Source organism: uncultured Arthrobacter sp. (assembly GCF_947493765.1).
Classification (GTDB): Bacteria; Actinomycetota; Actinomycetes; order Actinomycetales; family Micrococcaceae; genus Arthrobacter_D.
The window spans coordinates 1-20,652 of record NZ_CANLSZ010000008.1 but is presented as its reverse complement, the minus strand read 5'-3'; the positions used below and the strand labels follow the sequence as shown (position 1 = coordinate 20,652).

Below are 20,652 nucleotides of genomic sequence, written 5' to 3'. Positions count from 1 at the left end.
TGATCCCACTGCACAACCCCGAACGCTGGGAGGAAGGGGCGGTAGCGGAGGAAGGGGCGGTGGAGAACCGCCGATCCCACCAACCGACGCCCATCGCTGGGAAAGAGCAGAGAGAGCAGCGTCTATCCCACTGCAGGACCCCGAACGCTGGGATTGAACGCTCACCCCCACACCAGGACGCCGAACAGTGGGAGGGAGCGGCCGGCGGAAGGGGTGTGGAACAGCGGAGGACCTTCGATCCCACTGCACAACCCCGAACGCTGGGAGGGAGCGGTGAAGGACCTCTGATCCCACTGCACAACCCCGAACGCTGGGATAGAGCGCTCACCCCCACATCAGGACGCCGAACAGTGGGAGGGAGCGGCCGGCGGAAGGGGTGTGGAACAGCGGAGGACCTTCGATCCCACTGCAGGACCCCGAACTCTGGGAGGGAGCAGCAGCAGGCCGGGAGGGAGCAGCAGGAGCGACACGCACACACGACCACGAGGCCTTCCTGGTGGACGCGGCAGGAGTCCGTCACCAGAATGAACACATGGACCAGGACCAGCAGAGGGCCGCCGAGACGTTCCACGTCGGAATGCCGCTCAAGTATCGGATAGGGTTCCTGGTCCTGGGGGCCGCGTCCACCATCTCGGTCACCGCAGGCATGATGGCGGGCGGACTGAACGGGATCGGACTGATCCTCGGGGCCCTCATGGCACTGCTCTTCGTCGCGACGGTCATGATGCAGGCGGTGGTCCGCCTGGACGCCGAGGAGCTGAGCATCAGCGTTGCGCGCACCTTCAGGACCTCCATCCCCTACCACCGGATCGACGGCGTGCAGCCGGCGAAGGCGACCGGACTGGGCTCGGGCATGGGGCTGCGCATCATGCCGAACAGCACCACCGGCTATCTGGTCGGCGGACCGGCAGTGCGCATCTCGACCGGTAGCACCAGTGTCCTCGTCTCCACCGACGCCCCCACGGAACTCGCCGCGGCCATCGAACGACGTCGGTCTCGCCGGGTCAGCTGACGGCCGTCGAGCCGCCGACGACCGCAACAGCTCACCGGCAGCTCCCCGGTACCCACCCGGGCAGCCCGATACCCCGCCGGTACCCACCCGGGCAGCCCGGTACCCCCCCCCCGATACCCACCCGGGCAGCCCGATACCCCGCCGGTACCCGCCCGGGCCGCCCAGGCAGTCCGACGCATGAGACGCTCGTCTGCTTCGCCCCGACGTGCTAGACAGGGGGTAACCAGAAGGAGCACGCGTGAATCAGCTCAGCCTCGGAATTATGGCGCATTCAAGCAAGACCAATGAGCGCCGGCTGCCCATCCACCCGCACCACTTCTCCCGGATCGACGACGATCTGCAGCAGCGGATCCGGCTGGAGCACGGGTACGGCGATCGTTTCGGGGTGCCGGACGAGCAACTCGCGCCCTTCGTGGGCGGCTTCGCGACGCGCGAGGAGCTCATCGCGGAGAGCGACGTGATCCTGCTGCCCAAGCCCCTGGCGTCGGACGTCGCGCAGCTGCGGGAGGGCCAGGTGCTGTGGGGGTGGCCGCACTGTGTCCAGGACGCCGAACTCACCCAGCACGCGATCGACCGCCACCTGACCCTCATCGCCTTCGAGGCCATGAACCACTGGACCGCAGCAGGCGCGTTCAGCCTCCATGTCTTCCACAAGAACAACGAGCTGGCCGGCTACTCCTCCGTGCTGCACGCCCTGCAGCTCGTGGGCTCCACGGGCGATTACGGCCGGAAGCTGAACGCCGTGGTGATCGGCTTCGGCGCCACGGCGCGCGGCGCGGTCACGGCGCTGAACGCCCAGGGCATCCACGACGTCGACGTCCTCACCGGACGCGGGGTCACGGCGGTCGGGTCCCCCATCCATTCGGCCAGGATGCTGCAGGTGGAGCACGACGCCGCGGACTCCCGCAACAGCGTGGTGCTCGAGGAGAACGGCCCGGTACCGCTGGCCGGCTTCCTCGCCGGGCACGACCTGATCGTGAACTGCATCCTGCAGGATCCCAACGAACCGGTCATGTTCCTCGTCGACTCCGACCTGCCGTCCCTCGCCCCGGGCACGCTCATCGTGGACGTCTCCTGCGACGAGGGGATGGGGTTCAGCTGGGCGCGGCCCACGTCGTTCGACGATCCGATGTTCCGGGTCGGCAACAACGTCCGTTACTACGGCGTGGACCACAGCCCGTCGTACCTGTGGGACTCCGCCACCTGGGAGGTCAGCGAAGCGCTCCTGCCCTATCTCCGGACGGTCCTCGACGGACCCACGGCGTGGGAGAACGACGACGTCCTCCGGTACGCGGTGGAGATCAGTGAGGGTGTCATCCGCAACCCGAGCATCCTCGCCTTCCAGGGCCGGACTGCGGAGTATCCCCACCCGCGGAGCTAGCTCCTGCGGCACGACCCCCGTATCCGGCGAAGATGGGCCCGACCACCCAGCAGCGCGCAAGTCCACGGACACCGTGCCGGTCAGCAGCAAGCCCCGGCCGGCGGGCGCCGGCCAGCGAAGGACCGCGCCAGTACACGGGCGCCGCGCCGGCCAGCGGCAGGCCCCGGCCGGCAGCAGGCTCCGAGCGGCGGGCGCCGCCGACGGGTGGCTACAGCGCGCAGTTGATGAGCAGCGGCTCCGGCTCCAGCCGGATCCCGAAGACCCGTTCGACGCCGTCCCTGACGAGCCGTCCGACAGCCAGCAGATCGTCGGTGGACGCGCCGCCGCGGTTGGTCAGGGCGAGCGTGTGCTTCGTGGACAGTGCTGCCCGCCCGTCCGCGGCGGCATAGCCGTCGTCGTCGGCCAGGCCGAAGCCCCTGCCGAAGCCCGCGTGCTCGATCAGCCAGGCGGCGCTGAGTTTCACCCGGTGCTCCCCGGCGGGGAATCGCGGTGCATCCGCCGACAGTCCGGCAGCCACGTCCTCGGCGACGATGGGATTCGTGAAGAAGGAACCCGTGCTCCAGGTGTCCGGGTCGGGGGCGTCCAGCACCATACCCTTGCCCCCGCGCAGGCGCAGCACCTCGCGGCGCACGTCGTTGGAGTAGGCCCGCTTGCCCGCCTCGACGCCGAGTACCCGCGCCAGTTCCGCGTACCGGATGGGTGCGCTCATGCGGCCCAGTGCCAGCTGGAACTCGACCGAGAGCACCACGTAGCGCGGTGACCCCTCGACGGTGCTGCGCTTGAGGAGGGAGTCCCGGTAGCCGAAGCCCAGTTCGAAGTTCGTGAAGCTCTTGATCCGGTCGGTCCGGCGGTCGAACGTGCGCACCGTCGCGATGGTCTGGGACACGTCGGATCCGTAGGCGCCGACGTTCTGGACGGGGGTGGCACCGGTGGAGCCTGGAATGCCGGAGAGCGCCTCGAGCCCGGAGAAGGCGTGCAGCACGGTGTACTCCACGAGCTCGTCCCAGTCCTGGCCGGCCTGCACCTTCACCATGACGCCGCCGCACGTCGCGTCGTCGTCGTTGACGGTGAAGCCCGTCGAGGTGATGTGGACCACCGTGCCGTTGAAGCCGTCGTCGCCGATCAGCAGATTCGACCCGCCGCTGATGATCAGCAGGGGGCTGCCGGCGGCATCGGCGGCGCGGACGGCGTCGACGATCTCCTGCTCGGTCGAGGCCTCCACGAGCGTGCCCGCGGGACCGCCGACACGGGCGGTGGTGAGATCGGCGAGCCGCGTCCCGGTCGTCGAGGCACTCATGGCAGCCTCACCACGGCCTGCGCCTTCACGAGCACCTTCTGGCCGGCCGCGGTCACCGTGAGGTCGATGCGCGCCGTCGACGCGTCCGTGTCGATCGCACCCACCGTCCCGGCCACCTCCACGACGGCTCCCGGCTCGCCCGGTTCGGCGGTGGTGTCCTCGACCACCACCGGCTTGGTGAACCGCGTCTGGTAGTCGACGACGGCGGCAGGGTCGCCGGCCCAGTCGGTGACGAGCTGGACGGCGGCGCCCATGGTGAACATGCCATGGGCGATCACCCCGGGAAGGCCGACCCCCTCGGCGAAGGACTGGTTCCAGTGGATCGGGTTGAAGTCCCCCGACGCACCGGCGTAGCGCACGAGATCCTGCCGGGTGACGTGGACGGTGGTGGAGCCGATCGACTGACCCACCTCGAGCGTGGTGACTGACACGGTCATGACTACTGGCCCTCTCCGCGGACGAGGATGGATGAGGTGGACGTGGCCACGGGCGCGCCGTCCACGGTGGAGATCTCGGCGCGCGTGGTGATCATCGCTCCCCCGCCCATCGCGCGCACATGGTCCACGTGGAGCTCGGCGACGAGCTCGTCGCCGGCGAGGATGGGGCGGTGGTGGATGAAGCGCTGGTCGGCGTGGACCACGCGGGTGAAGTCGATCCCGGCGTCGGGATCGGCGATGAGCTGCGCATCGGCGCGCTGGGCGACGATGATCGCGAAGGTCGGGGGTGCGACGAGGTCCGCGTGGCCGAGGGCCGCGGCGGCAGCGACGTCGAAGTGTGCGGGGTGGGTGGCCTTCACCGCGCGGGCGAAGTCGCGGACGGATTCCCGTCCCACCGAGTAGGGCTCTGCCGCCGGGTAGCTTCGTCCCTGCAGGTCCGGGGCGATGGTCATGGGTCCTCCGATGGGAACGATGTGATGCTGGGATCGATGGTGGTGCTGTGAATGATGGTGCGGCGTCCGACGCGGGGTCAGCCCCGGTTCTTCATGCGGCGCCTGAGGTCGCGGGACCGGATGACCATGCCGGCCACATGACAGCTCATACCCACCACGATCACCGCGATACCCGTGTAGACCAGGTTGTTCCGGGCTGTCCCGGCACCGACGACGGCGACGAGGATGCCGACGGCCGTCGTGACGAGTGCGGAGACCACGAGTTTGCGGTACAGGTCCGAGCCGGTCTCCCAGGGCGTATTCAGCATGGCCCGATTCTACCGTCGTCGTCCCGCGACCGTCCCGGACCTTGCGCGTGCTGCTCAGAACAGCGACTCCTGGACGGCGGGAACCCCGGTGGCGAAATCTCCGAAGGCCAGACGCCGCCCCTTGAGCTGGGCGAGATCGGCGACGAACACGAGCGCGGAGCCGTCGATCGAGACCAGGGCGGAGGGGCCGAGCACCTCGCGGATCGTGAAGCCATGGCGACCCGTTCCCAGCGGCTCGGGGTAGGGCTGCAGTCCGCTGTGGCCGAGGACGACGTCGGCCACCGGCGGCACGAACTCCTCCCGGACCACCTCGAAGCCGTCCACGTCGATGCCTCCCGCGAGCAGTCCGCGGGCGGCGAGCGCGAAACCGTCGTTGATGTCCTGGAGCTGGGCGGCGGGTAGCGGCGCGCAGAGCGCTGCGGCCTTCGCCCCGGAACGCACAGCCTGCTGCAGCCCGACGGAGCGCGTCACCTCGTCCTCCAGGATCCGCACCACGCGGCCGTCTCGCGCATAGGCCACGTACTGCGCGAGGACCGCGCCCTGCTCCACGAGCCGTGCCTGCTTCCGCAGGTGCGACGCCGTGCCCACCTTCGACGCCCCGTCGGCGAAGGTCGCGACATAGAGCCAGTGCGGCTGGTCCAGGTAGCGCTTGAGACCCGCCGGTGCGATCCCGGAGCGGTGGAAGTCGTGCATGAAGCGGAGGTCGTCCTGCGCGAAGCAGCGCCCGCACTGGTAGCCGCGCTCGGCCGGCAGCTGGTCCTCGCACGGCACCTGGGTTCGCTCGTCCCGGTCGTGGACCCGGTGGAACCCGAGGCAGAATCTGCCCTCGGCCGCGATCTCGAACGCCACTCTGACGCCCGGTGCGAGCGACAGACCGGCCGCGGTCCGCTCACCCGCGGTGTGCCCGGCCGCGGTCCGCTCACCCGCGGTCGGACCGGCCGCGGTCTGCTCATCCCCGGGCTGCCCGGCCGCACCCGTCGGGGCGGTGCGGGCCGGCAGGATCTGGTGCAGGGAGAGGACGGGGGCGTCGGCACGCCAGTCCACGCCGCTGCAGAGGTACGTCTGTTCCATGTCCCCAGCGTAGGGGCGCCCTCCCCCGTCCGGACTCCGCGTGGGGTTCAGGCCAGCACCTCGCTGAGGTCGTACGCTGCGGGGATCTCCAGCTGCTCGAAGGTGCACGAGCGCGCCTCGCGGTCCGGGCGCCACCGCTCGAACTGCACGGTGTGCCGGAAGCGGGCGCCCTCCATCTGGTCGTAGCGCACCTCGACGACGCGGCGCGGCTGCAGCCGGACGAAGGAGACGTCCTTCGCGGACGCGAAACGATTGCGCTCCGTGGCCCCGCGGACCACCTCGCCGTCGTCGTCGCGCATCACGTCGGGCTCGAGCTCCTCGATCAGGGCGAGCCTCCGCGCGTCCGGGAACGCCGAAATACCGCCCACGTTGCGCAGTTCGCCGTCGTCGTCGTACAGGCCGAGCAGCAGCGACCCGACACCCCGCCCGGAGGTGTGCACACGGTAGCCGAGCACCACCGTGTCGGCGCTGCGGTGGTGCTTGATCTTGAGCATGAGCCGCTTGTTCGCCTCGTACGCCGCGCCGAGCGGCTTGGCCACCACTCCGTCCAGGCCGGCTCCCTCGAACTCGACCAGCCAGCGCCGCGCCAGCCCGACGTCGCGCGTGGTCTGCGACAGGTGGACCGGCGCGGAGAACGCCGCACCCACGCGTTCCAACGCCTTTCGCCGCTCGGCAAAAGGGACTGCGGTCAGATCGTCGTCACCGAGGGCCGGGAGATCGAAGGCCACGAACGACGCCGGCGTCTGCTCGGCGAGCAGGCTGATCCTGCTCGCCGCGGGGTGGATGCGCTGGGACAGGGCCTCCCAGTCGAGCCGCTCGGCTCCCGGGTCGCCCTGCCGGATGACGATCTCGCCGTCGACGACGCACCGGTCCGGAAGATTCCGGAGCAACGCCCCGACGAGTTCGGGGAAGTACCGGGTGAGCAGCTTCGAGCCTCGGCTGCCGATCTCGCAGGTGCCGTCCTCGATCTTCACGATCGCCCGGAACCCGTCCCACTTCGGCTCGTACACCAGACCGCCCGCAACGCCGTCCGGCTCGGGGACGTCGCGGACGGCCTTGGCGAGCATGGGTCTGAGGGGGAAGGGCAGATCGGTCATGTGCTGATCCTGCCGCATCCCCGCTCCCTCCGGGCCCGACCCTCGTGCGGACCCTCCGCGATCTCCGCACGGAGCCTGTCGTTCCAGGCCTCGAGGTCACCGGGATCGCGGCTGGTGAGCAGCCCGTGTCCAGGATCGCGCAAGCCGGGGACCGCGTCAGAGTCCCTCCGCCACGGCGGCCCCGGCCTGCAGCCAGGCCCGCTGCGTGACCGGCCTCAGGGCGCTGAAGCGGATGCGCCCCTTGAGCAGCGCGACGTCGAACGGGATGATCACCGAGCGCCGCGCGAGCTCGTCGAACCCGTCCGCCATGGCCCGGCTCCGGGCCGGACTGCCGTTCTTGTCCGACTGGCTGACGATCACCACGGCCTGCCGTGCCAGGTCGCCGTAGCGACCTCCGCGATCCCGCAGGGCCTCGAGCAGGAGCGCTCCTGCCTCTGCATGCTCCTCGAGCGTGGTGGTCGCGATCACCAGCTGATCCGTGTGATGGATCATGCGCAGCCACCGCTCGGCCGTCTCGTCGTTGCCGGAGTCGACGACGTTGAGGCGGAAGTACTTGGAGGCGACCTCGTGCAGGGCATCGAAGTCCGCTGCCGTGATCTTCTGCTCGGAGGCCAGCACGGCGGGCTTGGACCGGAGCACGTCGAACTTGTCGGCCGTCTGATGATGCACGTACCGCGCCAGGAGGGCCGACTGGGCGGACGGGGCCAGCAGGGCGTCGGTCTGCGGCAGGAGATCGAGGACGGTGGCCTCGTGCGGCCCCTGCTCGGTACGCCAGCCGAGGGTCCCCCGGGTCTCGTTGTTGTCCCAGGCCAGCACCGGTCCACCACCGTTGCGGGCGAAGACCGCCGCGAGCAGCACCGCGGTGGGGGTCTTGTTGGCCCCTCCCTTGCCGTTCACCACCGCGATGGTGCGCGGACCCGGCCAGTGCCGACTCACCGCGGCGATGTCCGCCCTCACCGCACGCTCCCTCGCCGAGGGTTGCAGCCGGATGCCGAGCCCCGCCAGGAAGCCGCGCAGGCCCGTCTCGGCGGGGACGACGACGTCGTCGGGGGCGAGGAACGACCGCCGCCCCTCCCTGGGGCGCAGGCCGGTCGGGGCTGTGGCCGGAGCCGTCGAAGGTGGATCGTCAGGGTGCGCTCGAAGCGCAGGGTCGGGCTGCAGCGGTGCCACGACGTGCAGGGAGCCGGCGGTCCGGGTGTCAGGGGACGGTGCCTCTCGGCCCGGCGTATCGGCCGTCGGTGGCGCTCCGGCCGGCGTATCCCGGACCGGCGGAGCATCGGCCGTCTGCCGGCCAGCGAACGGTGCAGCATCGGCGGGTACGACGGCGCGTACGACCTCGGGCACGTCGTCGGGCACGGGACTCCTCCCGCCCTCCCCGTCCGTGAAGCGATCCGCGAAGCGTGGCGGATCGCCGTCGTGGCTCCTCCGTCGCCGTGCGGCGCCAGGTGGGTCCTCGGTCGTGCGGACGGACTCGTCGTAGGTCATCGCGGCTGCTTCCCCGTCGGGGCCCGTGCACCGGGCGCGCATCGATAGTCCGCTCATCCTAGGTGGCAGCATCGGGCTACGTGTAGGGGTGGAGGGGAAACTTCTCCGCGGATCCCCCGACGCACCGCGGAGGGGCCATGATGGAGCGGAGCAGGCCGCGGAGGGTTCCTGCGGACGGGGACCGCCGAGGAAGGACACACCATGCAGCTCGGAGCCACACAGGAGTTCTGGGACGACCGCTATCGGCAGCGCCCGCAGGTGTGGAGCGGTGAGCCCAACGGGCAGCTCGTCGCGGTGGCGGGAGATCTTAGGCCGGGGACGGCGCTCGACGTCGGGTGTGGAGAGGGAGCGGACGCGATCTGGCTCGCCACGCGCGGCTGGGACGTCCTCGGCATCGATGTCTCCGACGTGGCGCTCTCCCGTGCCCGTGCGCACACCGGGGAGCTGGACCCGGCCGTCGCCGACCGCCTCACCTGGCGCCGTGTGGATCTGTCGGCCTCCCCCGACCTCCCGACCGACCTCGATCTGGTGTCCGCGCAGTTCCTGCACCTCGCGGATCCGGAACGCTCGAGCGTCTTCGGCGCGCTCGCCACCCTCGTGGGAGTGGGCGGCTCGCTCCTGGTGGTCGCCCACCATCCCTCGGATCTCGAGACCGGCATCGGAAGGCCGGCGCGGGTCGAGCTGTTCTACACTCCGGACCAGATCGCCGGGCTCCTCGACGACGCCTGGGACATCAGGATCAGCGAGTCCCGGGCGCGCACGGAACGGGGGCCGGACGGGCAGGCCGTGGACGTCCGCGACACAGTGCTGCACGCCGTCCGCCTACGGTGAGCGCCGCACCGTCGGAGCAGGAGGACCGGCCGCTAGGCTGGCGCCATGGACGTCCTGACCGCCACCCTGCCGCCCGATCCGATCACCGTGGAGATCGTCACCGGGGGCCCGCAGTGGTGGGAGATCGTCGGAGCCCTGGCGCCCCTGGCCGTCCTGCTCGCCGCGGTGCTGGCTGCGATCACCGCCTTCGCGACACTGCGCCAGCGGGCCATGGCGGATCGCGCGGCACTCGAGCAGAGGAGGCGGGCCGACGACCGCGCCGAGTGGTGGCGACGCACGCAGTGGGGTATCGACGCGGCGACCTCCCTCGATCCGGTACGGCAGGAAGCAGGTGTGGAGGCCCTCCTCCGGCTGTCCCACAGCGAGCTCGCCACGGAGGAGGACCGCCTGATCCTCGATGCCATCTGGGCGCGCGACCCGCTGGCCGATCCCGTCGCCGTGCTGGACGGCCCGACGACGGTGCCGGACACCGGGGGCGGCACGCAACAGCCGAAGGGCATGGCGATGACCGACACAGCGCATGCACGACCAGCGCCGAACGGGCAGCCCGGCTACCGACGACCGGCCGACACCCCGCGCGTCAGCGCCGCCAAGGCGCGGCTGCGCGTGGCACTCGACGAGCAGCTCGGTCGCGAGACACCGCAGTCCGTCAGGGAAGCGGCAACGTCAACGTCGACGTCGAAGAGCAAGCCCGCTGCGACGAGCGATCGGTAGCGGGTTCCCCCGCACCCGATACAAGGCACCCGATACAACGCACACCGTGGAACACTCACCATGGAAGACTCACCGTGGAACACTCATCATGGAACGCGGAAGGCCCCGGAGCACGAGCTCCGGGGCCTTCCCTCTGTAGCGGTGCCGGGACTCGATCCCGGGACCTCACGATTATGAGTCGTGCGCTCTAACCAGCTGAGCTACACCGCCGTAAATGAGGGTGCCCGCACCGATCCGAGGATCGTCACGGGCCTCTCATTCATGAGCCCCCCACCGGAATCGATCCGGTGACCTCGTTCTTACCAAGAACGCGCTCTACCACTGAGCTAGGGGGGCAACAGCACGTTACGTTACCAGTTCTCCGCCGGTGGAGCGAAATCGCGGGCCGCTCCGAGGGAGGGGCCCGCGGGCCGTGCGGAAGCTGCGTCTCTCACGGCTTCCGCACGGCCCAGCCGGCGTCGTTCCTGCTACTGCTCGGACTGCGCGCTGGAGCGGCCCGTGCCGGCGCCGGCACCCTTGCCCTGACGCGGCTTGCGGGTGGCGTCGCCCGAGAACCGGGTGTCGCCGTCGCGCTTCGGGTAGTCCTTCCGAAAAGGCTTCTTGAACTCGCCCGCACCGCGCCCGGCGGCGGGCTTGCGGCCCTTGTCGAGCTCGAGGTGGATGAGTTCGCCGCCGATGCGCGTGCGGGACAGGGCGCGCAGCTGGTCCTTGGACAGATCGGCCGGGAGCTCCACCAGGCTGTGGTCGGCGCGGATGTCGATCCCGCCGATCTGCGCCGAGGAGAGCCCGCCCTCGTTGGCGATGGCGCCCACGATGGATCCGGGCATCACGCGCTGGCGACGTCCCACCGCGATGCGGTAGGTGGCGTTGCCCTCGGTGAGCGTCCGCGTGGGGCCCCGCGACCCGAAGCCGTCCTTGCGCCCCTCGGCCCGCTCACGCTGACCTGCCGGGGCAACCGGGATGTCCTGGACGAGGATCGGCTGGCCGCCCTGCGCCATGACCGCGAGCGCCGCGGCGATCTCGCTGGCCGGAACGTCGTGCTCCTGCTCGTAGTTCGCGATCAGCTCGCGGAACAGGGAGACGTCCTCACCGGACAGGGTCTGGGTGATCCTGTCGGCGAACTTGCCCAGGCGCAGCTCGTTGATCTTCGCGGTGGACGGGAGCTGCATCTGCTCGACGGGCTGGCGCGTGGCCTTCTCGATGGAGCGGAGCAGGTACTTCTCCCGCGGCGTGATGAACAGGATCGCGTCCCCCGAGCGGCCCGCGCGGCCGGTGCGGCCGATGCGGTGCACGTAGGACTCCGTGTCGTGCGGGATGTCGTAGTTCACGACGAGCGAGATGCGGTCCACGTCGAGACCGCGGGCTGCGACGTCCGTGGCCACGAGGATGTCGATCTTGCCGTCACGCAGGGCCTCGACGGTGCGCTCGCGCTGCTGCTGGGGGATGTCTCCGTTGATGGCTGCGGCCGAGAAGCCCCGTGAACGCAACTTGTCCGCCAGGTCTTCGGTCGCCATCTTGGTGCGGACGAAGGCGATGATGCCGTCGTAGTCCTCCACCTCGAGGATCCTCGTCAGCGCGTCCAGCTTGTGCGGGCCCATGACCTGCAGGTAGCGCTGGCGCGTGTTCGTACCCGTCGTCGTCTTGCCCTTGACCGAGATCTCGGCCGGATCGTTCAGGTACTTCTTGGCGATGCGCCGGATGGCCGGGGGCATCGTCGCGGAGAACAGGGCCACCTGCTTCTCGTCCGGGGTGGAGGAGAGGATCTGCTCCACGTCCTCGGCGAAGCCCATGCGCAGCATCTCGTCCGCTTCGTCGAGCACCACGTACTCGAGATTGGACAGATCCAGCGAGCCCTTGGAGATGTGGTCGATCACGCGGCCCGGGGTGCCGACGACAACCTGCGCGCCGCGGCGGAGGCCGTTGAGCTGCGGGCCGTAGGGCGAGCCGCCGTAGACGGGAAGCACGGTGAACCCGTCCATGTGCTTGGCGTAGGACGTGAAGGCTTCCGCCACCTGGAGCGCGAGCTCGCGGGTCGGTGCGAGCACCAGGACCTGCGTGTTCTTGCTGGGCCCGCCGTTGATGTCGGCGAGTTCGGCCATCTTCGACAGCGCGGGGATGGCGAAGGCCGCCGTCTTGCCGGTTCCGGTCTGCGCGAGGCCGACGACGTCGCGGCCGTCGAGCAGCGCGGGAATCGTTGCCGCCTGGATGGGAGAGGGCTTCTCGTAGCCGACGTCGGACAGCGCCGCGAGCACGCGGCCGTCGAGCTTGAGGTCGGTGAAGAGGATGTCGACGCCGTCATCGACGGCTGCGGCACCCGTCGTCGGGGCGGAGTCCGCCGGTGCCGCTTCGGCTGCTGATGTGGTGTCGGTGATCTGCTCGGTCAGGTTTTCAGGCACGGGAATGAGTCCTCCAGGTAGGTGCCGGCCGGCCCTGCGGGAGGAAGCCCGAAGCGCCGGATGAACATGGAAGTCCGGCGCTGTTTCAATCCCGCGCCGGGACTCCTCGTCCCACATCGATGCGAGTCCGTGTGACTCGCGATGTGCGACTTTTCTCTAGCCGGCGCTCCCTGATGAATCTGCTCGCGAGTCTGCGCTCCGAGCCCCAACACAACGAATCCTGACCTACTGGTCGGACATGACGGGAATACCGGTGTGGGGGATGATCCTAGTCTACGGCACGTCCGTCCGCCTGGTCCGCACACGGGCGTCCTCCGGGGGTGACGTTGCGCACGTGCCCCTGGGCGGCCCCGGATACGTCAGGTGGAGGACGGCAGCCTCAGGGCGCGCTGCGCGGACCGGCGGACCTGTGGGGTGAGCGTCACGAGATCGTCCGCCGCTGCGGCGAGGAGAGCCTCGGCCTGTTCCCGGTCGAGCCCGGTGTAGACCTGCGCCGCCGTGACGCCGTGCGCGGGGACATCCTCCACGCGGATGGCGTCCCCCGCCGTGATGCTGCCCGTGGACACCACGGAGAGGTAGGCGCCCACCCGGTTCGCCTCGGAGAACCGCCTCACCCAGGCCCTCTCGCCGAGGAACCGGGCGAAGTTGCTGCAGGGTGTGCGGGGCATGGTCACCTGGAGGACCACCTGCTCCCCGATGCTCCAGCGCTCGCCGATGACCGCCCCGGAGGCATCGATCCCGGCGACCCGCAGGTTCTCGCCGAACAGGCCGGGGCTCACGTCCCGTCCCAGCTGCTGCGTCCAGAAGTCGGCGTCGTCCTGTCCGTAGGCGTAGACGGCTTTCAGCGGCCCGCCGTGATGCTTCCTGCTGGCCTGGACGTCGCCGCTGAGGCCCAGCGGGTGCACGGTGACAGGCCCCTCGACCGCGCGCTTGTCGATGGCGGTCACGCCGGTGGCGTCCTTCGTGGGGCGCAGATCATGGACGCGGCAGACGGCCAGCAGGGTGCCGGAGGTCATCGCGCCACCCCGGGTACGGCCGCGTGCGCTCCGGCTGCCACCGGTCCACCGTCCACCCCGGCGTCGGGAAGACCCCCGGGCCGCAGCGCGCGGGTCAGGAGCACCCAGAACACCGTGATGGCCAGCGCGCAGAGCACACCGGCACTGGAGGCGACGAGCCAGCCGGTGGTGGCCTGGGAGTTCAGGTCCTCCGCCCCGAGGAGCAGGCCGATGGTCTTCGGCGAGTAGACGAAGACCACGAGGGCGATGACGAACAGGGCCGCCGCCGCGGTCCGGTAGGCGCGCAGTGCCACCGGCAGTCCGGCGGCCTGACCCGCGAGCACCGCCAGGACGACGGCGATCCAGACCCAGTGGTGGGACCAGGAGATCGGGGAGATCAGCAGCATGAGCAGCGCCGTCATCGCGATCGGCGTGAACCGGTCACCACGACGACGGCCGGACCGGATGACGTAGGCGGCGCCCGCCACGAGCAGCAGCGAGATCAGCAGCCACGGGACGGTGGCGGGGAAATCGGGGCCCATGACGTGCAGGATGGCGCCCCGGACGGAGAGATTGTCCACGTAGCCCTCACCTCCGATCCGCCCGGTGTCCCGGAGCATCTGCAGCCAGTAGGTGCGGGACTCGGACGGCAGGAAGAGGAAGCCGGCCGCGATGGTGCCGAAGAAGCCAGCGGCCATGGTGAACAGCTGTTTCCATTCCCCGCGCACCAGGAAGTACAGGCCGAAGACCAGCGGCGTCAGTTTGATGCCCGCGGCGATCCCCGTCAGCAGCCCGGTGGGCACCCGGCGGTGCGGGCCCGAGAGCAGATCCGCGGCGATCATGGCGAAGAGCAGGATGTTGATCTGGGAGAACGCCATCGTCTCGCGCCAGGGGCCGAGCAGGCAGATCAGCCCGGTACCGGCGATGGCGAGCGGCAGCGCCACCGGATGCGCGAGCACCGCGGTGCTGGTGCGGAACCCTCCGAGGTACCGCGTGATGAGCAGGGCGGTCACGGCCGCGACGACCACCGACAGGCCCACGAACAGGGCGGCGCCAGTCTCCGCGCTCACGAGCGTCAGGGCGGTGAAGACCAGCGCCGCGAACGGTGGGTAGGTGAACAGGAGCGAGCCCTCCCCCTCCCCGAAGGACCGCGTGTAGAGCGAGCCGTCGCCGTCGACCACGGACTGTCCGCCCATCCGGTAGACCCTGAAGTCGAGGCCGATCACATCGGCCCAGGCATAGGCCCAGGACATCAGCGCCACCGCCACGGCCAGCGCACCGACGACGCCCAGCGCCCGGACGGCCATCGGGGTACCGCGCTGGCTCATGCTGTCCTTCCGAGGAACCGGTGTCTGTCGCTGTTCCCTCGAAACCCGGGGCCACAGCTCATCCAGTGTAGGCATCCGCCTCAGGGTGGGAGGTCGCGGGCGGATATGGTGGAAATCACCCCACCCCTCCAGGAAAGGCCGATCCACCGATGTCCTCCCCCAACGGCAGCACCATGACAGCCATCACGAACGCCCATGTGGTCCCGATCGACGGGGATGCCTTCGACGGCACGGTCCTCGTCGAGGACGGCCGCATCTCGGCCCTGGGCGCCTCGGTCACCGTGCCCGACGGCGCCACCGTGGTCGACGCCGCAGGCAAATGGCTGCTGCCCGGGTTCGTCGACGCCCACGTGCACCTCGGAACACACGAGGAAGGCGAGGGCTCCGCCGGCGACGACACCAACGAGATGACCGACCCCAACATGGCGGGCGTCCGGGCCATCGACGCCGTCAACCCGTACGATCCGGGGTTCGACGACGCCCTGGCCGGCGGCGTGACCACGGTGAACGTCAATCCCGGGTCCGGCAACCCCATCGGCGGACAGGCCGTGGCCCTCCACACCCACGGGCGCTATCTCGAGGAGATGGTGCTGCGCTCCCCCAGCGGCCTGAAGTCGGCGCTCGGCGAGAACCCGAAGCGCGTCTACGGCGACAAGGGCAAGACGCCCTCCACCCGGCTCGGCACGGCGCTGGTCATCCGTGAGGCGTTCATGAAGGCGCAGAACTACCTGGGCAAGGCCGATGAGAACGCCCGCGACCCGCATCTCGAGGCCCTGGCCATGGTGCTGCGCCGTGAGATCCCCTGGCGCCAGCACGCGCACCGCGCAGACGACATCGCCACCGCGATCCGGCTCGCCGACGAGTTCGGCTACGACCTGGTGCTCGACCACGGCACCGAGGCGCATCTGCTGGCCGACGTCCTGGCGGAGCGCGGTACCCCGGTGCTGATCGGTCCGCTGTTCACCACGAAGTCGAAGGTGGAGCTGCGTGGACGATCGATCGCCAATCCGGGGAAGCTGGCGAAGGCGGGCGTGGAGATCTCGATCATCACCGATCACCCGGTGATCCCGATCAACTTCCTCGTGCACCAGGCCACGCTCGCGGTCAAGGAGGGGCTGGATCGCGAGACGGCCCTGCGGTCCATCACCATCAACCCGGCCAGGGTGCTGGGGCTGGCCGACCGACTGGGTTCGCTCGCCGTCGGGAAGGACGCGGATCTGGTGCTGTGGAGCGGGGACCCGCTCGACGTCATGCAGCGTGCCCTGCAGGTGTGGATCGGCGGCACGGAGGTCTACTCCTACGACACCGGGAGCGGCAGCAGCACCGTCGCTCCGCGGGGCTAGCCTCCCCTTGGCGCGGGTCCTGCCGCCGCGACCCTTCACGCTGCGTGCGGCGGTGATCCTGTGGCTCGCGATCGCGGTGCTCCTGCTCGTCGCCGCCGCGACCTTCGTGGGCTCGGCGGCGGTGCAGGATCTCGACCGGGCGGGATCCATCGGGCTTGGCGCACTCTTCGGCGCGCTCGCCGTCCTGCAGCTGCTTCTCCTGCTCCCGCTGCGCCGGGGCAGGAGGAGCGCCCGCGAGGTCCTGAGCACCATCGGCATCCTCATGGGCGTGCCGATCCTGGTCCGTGGCACGCCGGGCCTGTCCCTGATCGCCGGGGCCATGCTCGTCGCCGTGCTGCTCATGTGGCTGCCGCAGAGCAGCGACTACTTCCAGCTCACCCAGCCGAAGGCGAAGAAGCGGTTCAGACTGCCAGGCTCGCGCTAGCATCCTGCAGGGCGCGGAGGCATTGCTCACGCCCACCTACAAGACGGAGCCGCTGATGGGTGCCAGCAAGCTGGTCGGTTCCCGTCTGCGATTCCGTTCAGCTCACGCGTGCGTGGCTCTCGATGGCTCGCAGGACACCAAAGAGCCTGACGACGCCCTCCTCGCCGAAGAGAACATCGGGGCCTGCCGGAGCCAGTTCATTGTAGGGCGAGTCGAACAACGCGCCCGGGGACACGGTTCCGTTGTCGACGAGGTGGTTCGTGAGGACCTGCAGGAAATCGAGCTGCTGGGCTGTCAGCGTGGTATTCGCAACGAATTCAGCCAGCGCTTCCTCCACGGCGTCGCGGTCCAGGCCCACGAGGGACCGCACGTACAGCCCGAGCCCCTCGGCCGCGGCCCTGTCGAGATCTTCCCGCGAGCCGAGGCCGCTCTCCAGCAGGATGCGTTCCAGCTCCGAGAGGTCCAATGCTGTGAGCTGCCTGTTCCGGCGCAGGCGCTGGATGGCGGCGTGGTCCTGGTGACCGGTAAGGTACAGCCGGATCTTCTCGCGGTAGCGGGCAGGGTCCATATGGCCGTTCGATGCCCCTGCGAGGTCGATTTCTTCGAGCTCGCCGAGTTCATCCAGGAAGTTCGTGTAGACGACGTGCCGCTTGCGTTTCTCGATCAGGTGAACGAGTTCGCGGAGCCGGAGCCTGATGTCCTCCAGCCACCCCGCTGACACGGACTCCCACTCGGCGTCGTCGAGGATCGCCTCGATCAGCGGCAGTTGCGCTGCGATGGCGGGAACGTCCGGCTGGTCCTGCAATGCGGCGGCTACCGCTTGCACTTTCGTTCGGAACGGACCCATGGGGCTCCCCTGGAGTGCTGCCAGTTCCGTTCGCAATACAAGATAGTCGAAGCGCTTGGCCTCCTCCGTGTCCGGCAGGGCGCCGATGGATGCCAGCCGGGCCACCTCGGTCTCGAGCGCATCGAAGTCCTCGCCGTCCAGGGACGTCCAGGTCGATTCCTCCGTGAACTTCTCCACCCATTTCCGGGCAGGCCTCACCAGGAAGTTCTCCAGCGGCAGCCTGCCCACGGTGTGCTTCAACGACTCCTGCAGCTTGACGACGAAGGGGGAGCCGGAATCCCAGGCGAGGTCCGCCGTCGTACGCAGCAGCCGCACGCGCGTGGCGAAGGTGCTCTCCGCGAGGGACTTGCCGAGGGAGCCTTCATTGCCGGGCATGCCGGCGTTGAAGTATTCGACGTTGCGGCAGAGGTCGAAGATGAGGAAGTCCTCCTTGTCCTCGCCGGGGCCGAAGAGGTCGGGGCACAGGCGCGTGCCGCGGCCCACCATCTGCCAGAACTTGGTCTTGGACCGGACCATCTTGAAGAAGACCAGGTTGACGACTTCGGGGACGTCGATGCCCGTGTCCAGCATGTCCACGGAGATCGCGATGTGAGGGTCGGCGTCGCGGCGCGAGAACTCGTCGATGAGGTTCTGTGCGTAGTTCACCTGATACGTGACCACCCGGGCGAAGTGTCCTTTGAGGTGCGGGTAATTCTTGTCGAAGCGTGTGGCGATGTATTCGGCATGCCGGTTGTTCTTCGCGAACTCTAACGAGCCCCGGGGTGTGTCACTCAGCCCACCAAGACCCCGAAAAATGGCCGAAAAGTCCACCCCGACCGCGACGAAATCATCAAGTGGCACGAGTCAGGTAAGAAGAGCCCGTCTATCAGACCCCAACAGTCAGCGGTCTTCACCGGTATCAGTTGATTCGTGCAACATCATGACCAGTTCGTCCCGCCTATTGACTTCTAGTTTCGTGTAGATTCGGTAGAGGTGTCCCTCAACGACCCGGGAGCTGATGCCCAAGTCAGAAGCTATTTCACGATTAGTGAGTCCCCGGGCGGCCAACTCCGCTATCTCTGTTTCCCGAGGTGTGAGACGACCTGATTCTGAATCAACGTCAGGCTTAGTAATGCTAGTGAGGTTCTTTGGTCGCACGTCCGACTGCTGCTGACTTATGTCTTTGACGTAAGAAAGAATTTCCTGCAGGTAAGCGTTGTCGTTTTTCTCTGGTGGCTTTGGTGCGTGCTCGATGTGGATTGAGCGCACCGCCGTGTCTAGTGCGGGCCAGAATGCCTCAAATGATTCCCGAAGATTTTCGGCTTCGACCATCGTTGCTAGTTGGCGATTGATGGTTTCGACAAGTTTCAACATGTCATCTTTTTTAAATACCAGTGTGTTGAGGGTGGAGAGGGGGCCGGAACCAAGGTCGCCTCTCTCCTCGAATCGGATAAGGAGCGGAACCACGTGACGTTCTGTGTCGCTAATTGCCATCGACAGCGCTCCTGCTTCGAAGTTAAGCCACTCTGAATTCCTGTTTGCCGCCGTGACGCACAAAATTCCAAAATCCGTGACTGCCAATTCCTTAGCGATTCGCTCAGCCCACCGCGTGCCCGGTGCGATGTCTTCATCGCTCATCCACGGGTCGGTGGCCTGCAATACCTTCTTAAGCCAAGGCCGTAATAACTTCGCGACAGCCTTGCTCTGGTCTCCGGACCAACTAATAAAAATCTTCAAATCTCTCCTCCGATACCGCTTGAGGAGATAATATCAGCAAATTTTGCCCGACCGTCAATCTCTTCATTCACCTTGCAGCCTCAGTAAATATCGTCGACCATCTGGGGACCCCACTGCTTGATAATCCGCGCAGCGTCTCTGAACGCTGTTAACCCGGACCTCATGGGCTGTAGTGACCGCCTCACGGCACTGGAGGCCAACTCGGCCTGTCTCATGCTGTTGAGGAGGGCCTCCATCTGCTCATCAACGCCGTTGATGACCTGCAAGTTGTCGGAAATCTCCTGAAGGTCTTTCATCAGTTTTGGTTGGTTATCGAGTTCGACCTGAATCATGATCATCCGGCGGAGGCTGACGTCGATCTTATTCACGCGATCGCGCATCTGCGCGCCTTCCTCCCCAAGTGCACTGCTTGGGCCGGACATCTTCGCTGCTATCGTTCGGAGCTTGACTCCGAGTTCCCGGGGATCGCTGACGTTGTCCAACCTGACACTCGATGCTGCGGTAGTAACAGCGGTCATGTTGGCGGTCATGTTTTCTGCAAGATTAGTCACCTCGGCCAAGTCATCATGGATGTCGAGGATCGCATCCATGATGCCGCGGTCGTCTTCAGAGTCTTCTTCATCGTTGTCATGATCGCTGCTTGTTCCTGTCGCAGCTAATCCCTTCTTAGGCGAAGCAGGCTTCAACTCCGCAGTAGAAGACTCAGCTATAGCGGCTTCCGCCGCTTCTACGACTTCCACGAATCGATGAGCTAGCCTAACCATGGCGTGCTTCCAAGTGGGGGACCCTGGGCCGTCGAGAACTGCATCCTCAATCTGCTCGTACTGAATCTTGGCGATTTCACGAGCAATCGTATCCTCCGCATCAACGTTGAAGACCTTCGGTGCGTTGATTGGCATGATCGGCAGAATCAGGCGCTTGAGATCCTTCGAGCCGCTCGCGTTAGCTGCGTTCAGAAACGTATTGAACTCGTCTCGGCAGTTCTCACTCTCCAGGTACGCCACAGTAGCTATCACGAAGAGGACGCTGGCGCCTGTGAGACCACTCTTGATAGCGTCCTGAAAAGGGTCGCCCCATCTGATGCCGGTCTTGTCCCTGAAGATCTGTACGTCACGGCCATGAGTTGCCTTAATCATCTTCACCAAGCTGATGTGTAGCGGCTCGACGAACTGGAGGTCGTCATCGGTAGCATGGTCATAGCTGATGAAGGCTTGAATCTGGGAGGCGGCGCTCGCGTAACTCGTCATACGCCGAACCTCCCACAAGTACTTAGTGATGTAAAGCAACGGATGAGCTTTGGTGGCTCATCCGATTTCAAGGTGTAGCCGGGTCTGAAACCGCCGGATTCGAGCAGGCTACGGGCGATGTAGTGGGCGAGGTTCCTGAAGCCGAGGGCTGATCCGCGTAGGTGCTCGAGTCGCCCATTGATGGCCTCTGTGGGGCCATTCGAAGTGCCGGGGCGGTCGAAGAACGCGAGGACATCAGTGGCCCGCTGCTTTAAGGTCCGGCCAAGCCGGC

General features: G+C 67.8%; 19 protein-coding genes, 2 tRNA genes and 1 pseudogene. 6 read left to right on the top strand and 16 right to left on the bottom strand.

What is annotated here, in order from left to right:
• Nucleotides 1–532: 532 nt before the first annotated feature.
• Complete coding sequence (locus Q0747_RS11500; protein ID WP_298254755.1) at nt 533–1,012, top strand: hypothetical protein; 480 nt, start codon at nt 533–535, stop codon at nt 1,010–1,012.
• 262 nt (nt 1,013–1,274) lie between these two features.
• Nucleotides 1,275–2,393, top strand: a complete 1,119-nt coding sequence (locus Q0747_RS11495; protein WP_298254753.1) for a N(5)-(carboxyethyl)ornithine synthase — start codon at nt 1,275–1,277, stop codon at nt 2,391–2,393.
• A gap of 208 nt (nt 2,394–2,601) precedes the next feature.
• On the opposite strand, the gene Q0747_RS11490 is transcribed toward Q0747_RS11495, so the two are convergent.
• From Q0747_RS11490 to Q0747_RS11460, 7 genes are all read right to left on the bottom strand, one after another.
• The gene (locus Q0747_RS11490; RefSeq protein WP_298254751.1) at nt 2,602–3,690 is read right to left on the bottom strand and encodes a UDP-N-acetylmuramate dehydrogenase; all 1,089 of its coding nucleotides are present in this window, start codon (nt 3,688–3,690) and stop codon (nt 2,602–2,604) included.
• Nucleotides 3,687–4,127 (bottom strand): MaoC family dehydratase, encoded by a 441-nt coding sequence (locus Q0747_RS11485; protein ID WP_298254749.1) that lies wholly within the window; start codon nt 4,125–4,127, stop codon nt 3,687–3,689. The genes Q0747_RS11490 and Q0747_RS11485 overlap by 4 nt, the downstream gene beginning before the upstream one ends.
• 2 nt (nt 4,128–4,129) lie before the next feature.
• A complete protein-coding gene (locus Q0747_RS11480; protein WP_298254746.1) occupies nt 4,130–4,579 on the bottom strand; it encodes a MaoC family dehydratase N-terminal domain-containing protein in 450 nt (149 codons plus the stop codon).
• Between the two features lie 77 nt (nt 4,580–4,656).
• On the bottom strand, nt 4,657–4,887 hold the full coding sequence (locus Q0747_RS11475) for a hypothetical protein (RefSeq protein WP_148599375.1): 231 nt from the start codon (nt 4,885–4,887) through the stop codon (nt 4,657–4,659).
• 54 nt (nt 4,888–4,941) lie between these two features.
• Nucleotides 4,942–5,958 carry a DUF2797 domain-containing protein gene (locus tag Q0747_RS11470; protein WP_298254743.1) on the bottom strand — a complete coding sequence of 339 codons (1,017 nt, stop codon included), beginning with the start codon at nt 5,956–5,958 and terminating at the stop codon, nt 4,942–4,944.
• 47 nt (nt 5,959–6,005) lie between these two features.
• Nucleotides 6,006–7,055, bottom strand: a complete 1,050-nt coding sequence (locus tag Q0747_RS11465; protein ID WP_298254741.1) for an ATP-dependent DNA ligase — start codon at nt 7,053–7,055, stop codon at nt 6,006–6,008.
• 156 nt (nt 7,056–7,211) lie between these two features.
• The gene (locus Q0747_RS11460; RefSeq protein WP_298254739.1) at nt 7,212–8,540 is read right to left on the bottom strand and encodes an ATPase; all 1,329 of its coding nucleotides are present in this window, start codon (nt 8,538–8,540) and stop codon (nt 7,212–7,214) included.
• Between the two features lie 201 nt (nt 8,541–8,741).
• On the opposite strand from Q0747_RS11460, the gene Q0747_RS11455 reads away from it, so the two are divergent.
• Nucleotides 8,742–9,371, top strand: coding sequence for a bifunctional 2-polyprenyl-6-hydroxyphenol methylase/3-demethylubiquinol 3-O-methyltransferase UbiG (locus Q0747_RS11455; protein ID WP_298254737.1), 630 nt, complete (start codon nt 8,742–8,744; stop codon nt 9,369–9,371).
• A gap of 45 nt (nt 9,372–9,416) precedes the next feature.
• Entirely contained in the window at nt 9,417–10,085 is a 669-nt protein-coding gene (locus Q0747_RS11450) for a hypothetical protein (RefSeq protein WP_298254735.1), read from the top strand.
• A gap of 136 nt (nt 10,086–10,221) precedes the next feature.
• On the opposite strand, the gene Q0747_RS11445 is transcribed toward Q0747_RS11450, so the two are convergent.
• The 5 genes from Q0747_RS11445 to Q0747_RS11425 form a co-directional block, all read right to left on the bottom strand.
• A tRNA-Met gene (locus tag Q0747_RS11445) sits at nt 10,222–10,295 on the bottom strand.
• Nucleotides 10,296–10,349: 54 nt separating this feature from the next.
• Nucleotides 10,350–10,421, bottom strand: a tRNA-Thr gene (locus tag Q0747_RS11440).
• A gap of 131 nt (nt 10,422–10,552) precedes the next feature.
• Complete coding sequence (locus Q0747_RS11435; RefSeq protein ID WP_298254733.1) at nt 10,553–12,481, bottom strand: DEAD/DEAH box helicase; 1,929 nt, start codon at nt 12,479–12,481, stop codon at nt 10,553–10,555.
• A 359-nt stretch (nt 12,482–12,840) separates the two neighbouring features.
• Complete coding sequence (locus Q0747_RS11430) at nt 12,841–13,497, bottom strand: MOSC domain-containing protein (protein WP_298254731.1); 657 nt, start codon at nt 13,495–13,497, stop codon at nt 12,841–12,843.
• On the bottom strand, nt 13,494–14,804 hold the full coding sequence (locus Q0747_RS11425) for a glycosyltransferase 87 family protein (protein ID WP_298254729.1): 1,311 nt from the start codon (nt 14,802–14,804) through the stop codon (nt 13,494–13,496). Before Q0747_RS11425 ends, Q0747_RS11430 begins: the two co-directional genes overlap by 4 nt.
• Nucleotides 14,805–14,977: 173 nt before the next feature.
• Between Q0747_RS11425 and Q0747_RS11420 the strand changes: the two genes are divergently transcribed.
• Nucleotides 14,978–16,147, top strand: coding sequence for an amidohydrolase (locus Q0747_RS11420; protein ID WP_298254727.1), 1,170 nt, complete (start codon nt 14,978–14,980; stop codon nt 16,145–16,147).
• Nucleotides 16,148–16,154: 7 nt separating this feature from the next.
• A complete protein-coding gene (locus tag Q0747_RS11415) occupies nt 16,155–16,571 on the top strand; it encodes a hypothetical protein (RefSeq protein ID WP_298254725.1) in 417 nt (138 codons plus the stop codon).
• 97 nt (nt 16,572–16,668) lie between these two features.
• Here Q0747_RS11415 and Q0747_RS11410 read toward each other — a convergent pair whose 3' ends face one another.
• From Q0747_RS11410 to Q0747_RS11395, 4 genes and pseudogenes are all read right to left on the bottom strand, one after another.
• Complete coding sequence (locus Q0747_RS11410; RefSeq protein ID WP_298254723.1) at nt 16,669–18,258, bottom strand: type I restriction-modification enzyme R subunit C-terminal domain-containing protein; 1,590 nt, start codon at nt 18,256–18,258, stop codon at nt 16,669–16,671.
• A 39-nt stretch (nt 18,259–18,297) separates the two neighbouring features.
• The gene (locus Q0747_RS11405) at nt 18,298–19,134 is read right to left on the bottom strand and encodes a LuxR C-terminal-related transcriptional regulator (protein ID WP_298254721.1); all 837 of its coding nucleotides are present in this window, start codon (nt 19,132–19,134) and stop codon (nt 18,298–18,300) included.
• Nucleotides 19,135–19,214: 80 nt separating this feature from the next.
• Entirely contained in the window at nt 19,215–20,381 is a 1,167-nt protein-coding gene (locus Q0747_RS11400) for a toll/interleukin-1 receptor domain-containing protein (protein ID WP_298254719.1), read from the bottom strand.
• Nucleotides 20,382–20,461: 80 nt separating this feature from the next.
• Nucleotides 20,462–20,652: pseudogene (locus Q0747_RS11395) on the bottom strand (transposase); the annotation flags it as partial.

Coding starts and splice junctions, on each gene's coding strand:
- Q0747_RS11490 (WP_298254751.1), bottom strand. CDS start 3,690: ATGAGTGCCTCGACGACCGGGACGCGGCTCGCCGATCTCACCACCGCC.
- Q0747_RS11420 (WP_298254727.1), top strand. CDS start 14,978: ATGACAGCCATCACGAACGCCCATGTGGTCCCGATCGACGGGGATGCC.
- Q0747_RS11460 (WP_298254739.1), bottom strand. CDS start 8,540: ATGACCTACGACGAGTCCGTCCGCACGACCGAGGACCCACCTGGCGCC.
- Q0747_RS11485 (WP_298254749.1), bottom strand. CDS start 4,127: ATGACCGTGTCAGTCACCACGCTCGAGGTGGGTCAGTCGATCGGCTCC.
- Q0747_RS11470 (WP_298254743.1), bottom strand. CDS start 5,958: ATGGAACAGACGTACCTCTGCAGCGGCGTGGACTGGCGTGCCGACGCC.
- Q0747_RS11480 (WP_298254746.1), bottom strand. CDS start 4,579: ATGACCATCGCCCCGGACCTGCAGGGACGAAGCTACCCGGCGGCAGAG.
- Q0747_RS11425 (WP_298254729.1), bottom strand. CDS start 14,804: ATGAGCCAGCGCGGTACCCCGATGGCCGTCCGGGCGCTGGGCGTCGTC.
- Q0747_RS11465 (WP_298254741.1), bottom strand. CDS start 7,055: ATGACCGATCTGCCCTTCCCCCTCAGACCCATGCTCGCCAAGGCCGTC.
- Q0747_RS11500 (WP_298254755.1), top strand. CDS start 533: ATGGACCAGGACCAGCAGAGGGCCGCCGAGACGTTCCACGTCGGAATG.
- Q0747_RS11495 (WP_298254753.1), top strand. CDS start 1,275: ATGGCGCATTCAAGCAAGACCAATGAGCGCCGGCTGCCCATCCACCCG.
- Q0747_RS11475 (WP_148599375.1), bottom strand. CDS start 4,887: ATGCTGAATACGCCCTGGGAGACCGGCTCGGACCTGTACCGCAAACTC.
- Q0747_RS11455 (WP_298254737.1), top strand. CDS start 8,742: ATGCAGCTCGGAGCCACACAGGAGTTCTGGGACGACCGCTATCGGCAG.
- Q0747_RS11430 (WP_298254731.1), bottom strand. CDS start 13,497: ATGACCTCCGGCACCCTGCTGGCCGTCTGCCGCGTCCATGATCTGCGC.
- Q0747_RS11450 (WP_298254735.1), top strand. CDS start 9,417: ATGGACGTCCTGACCGCCACCCTGCCGCCCGATCCGATCACCGTGGAG.
- Q0747_RS11400 (WP_298254719.1), bottom strand. CDS start 20,381: ATGACGAGTTACGCGAGCGCCGCCTCCCAGATTCAAGCCTTCATCAGC.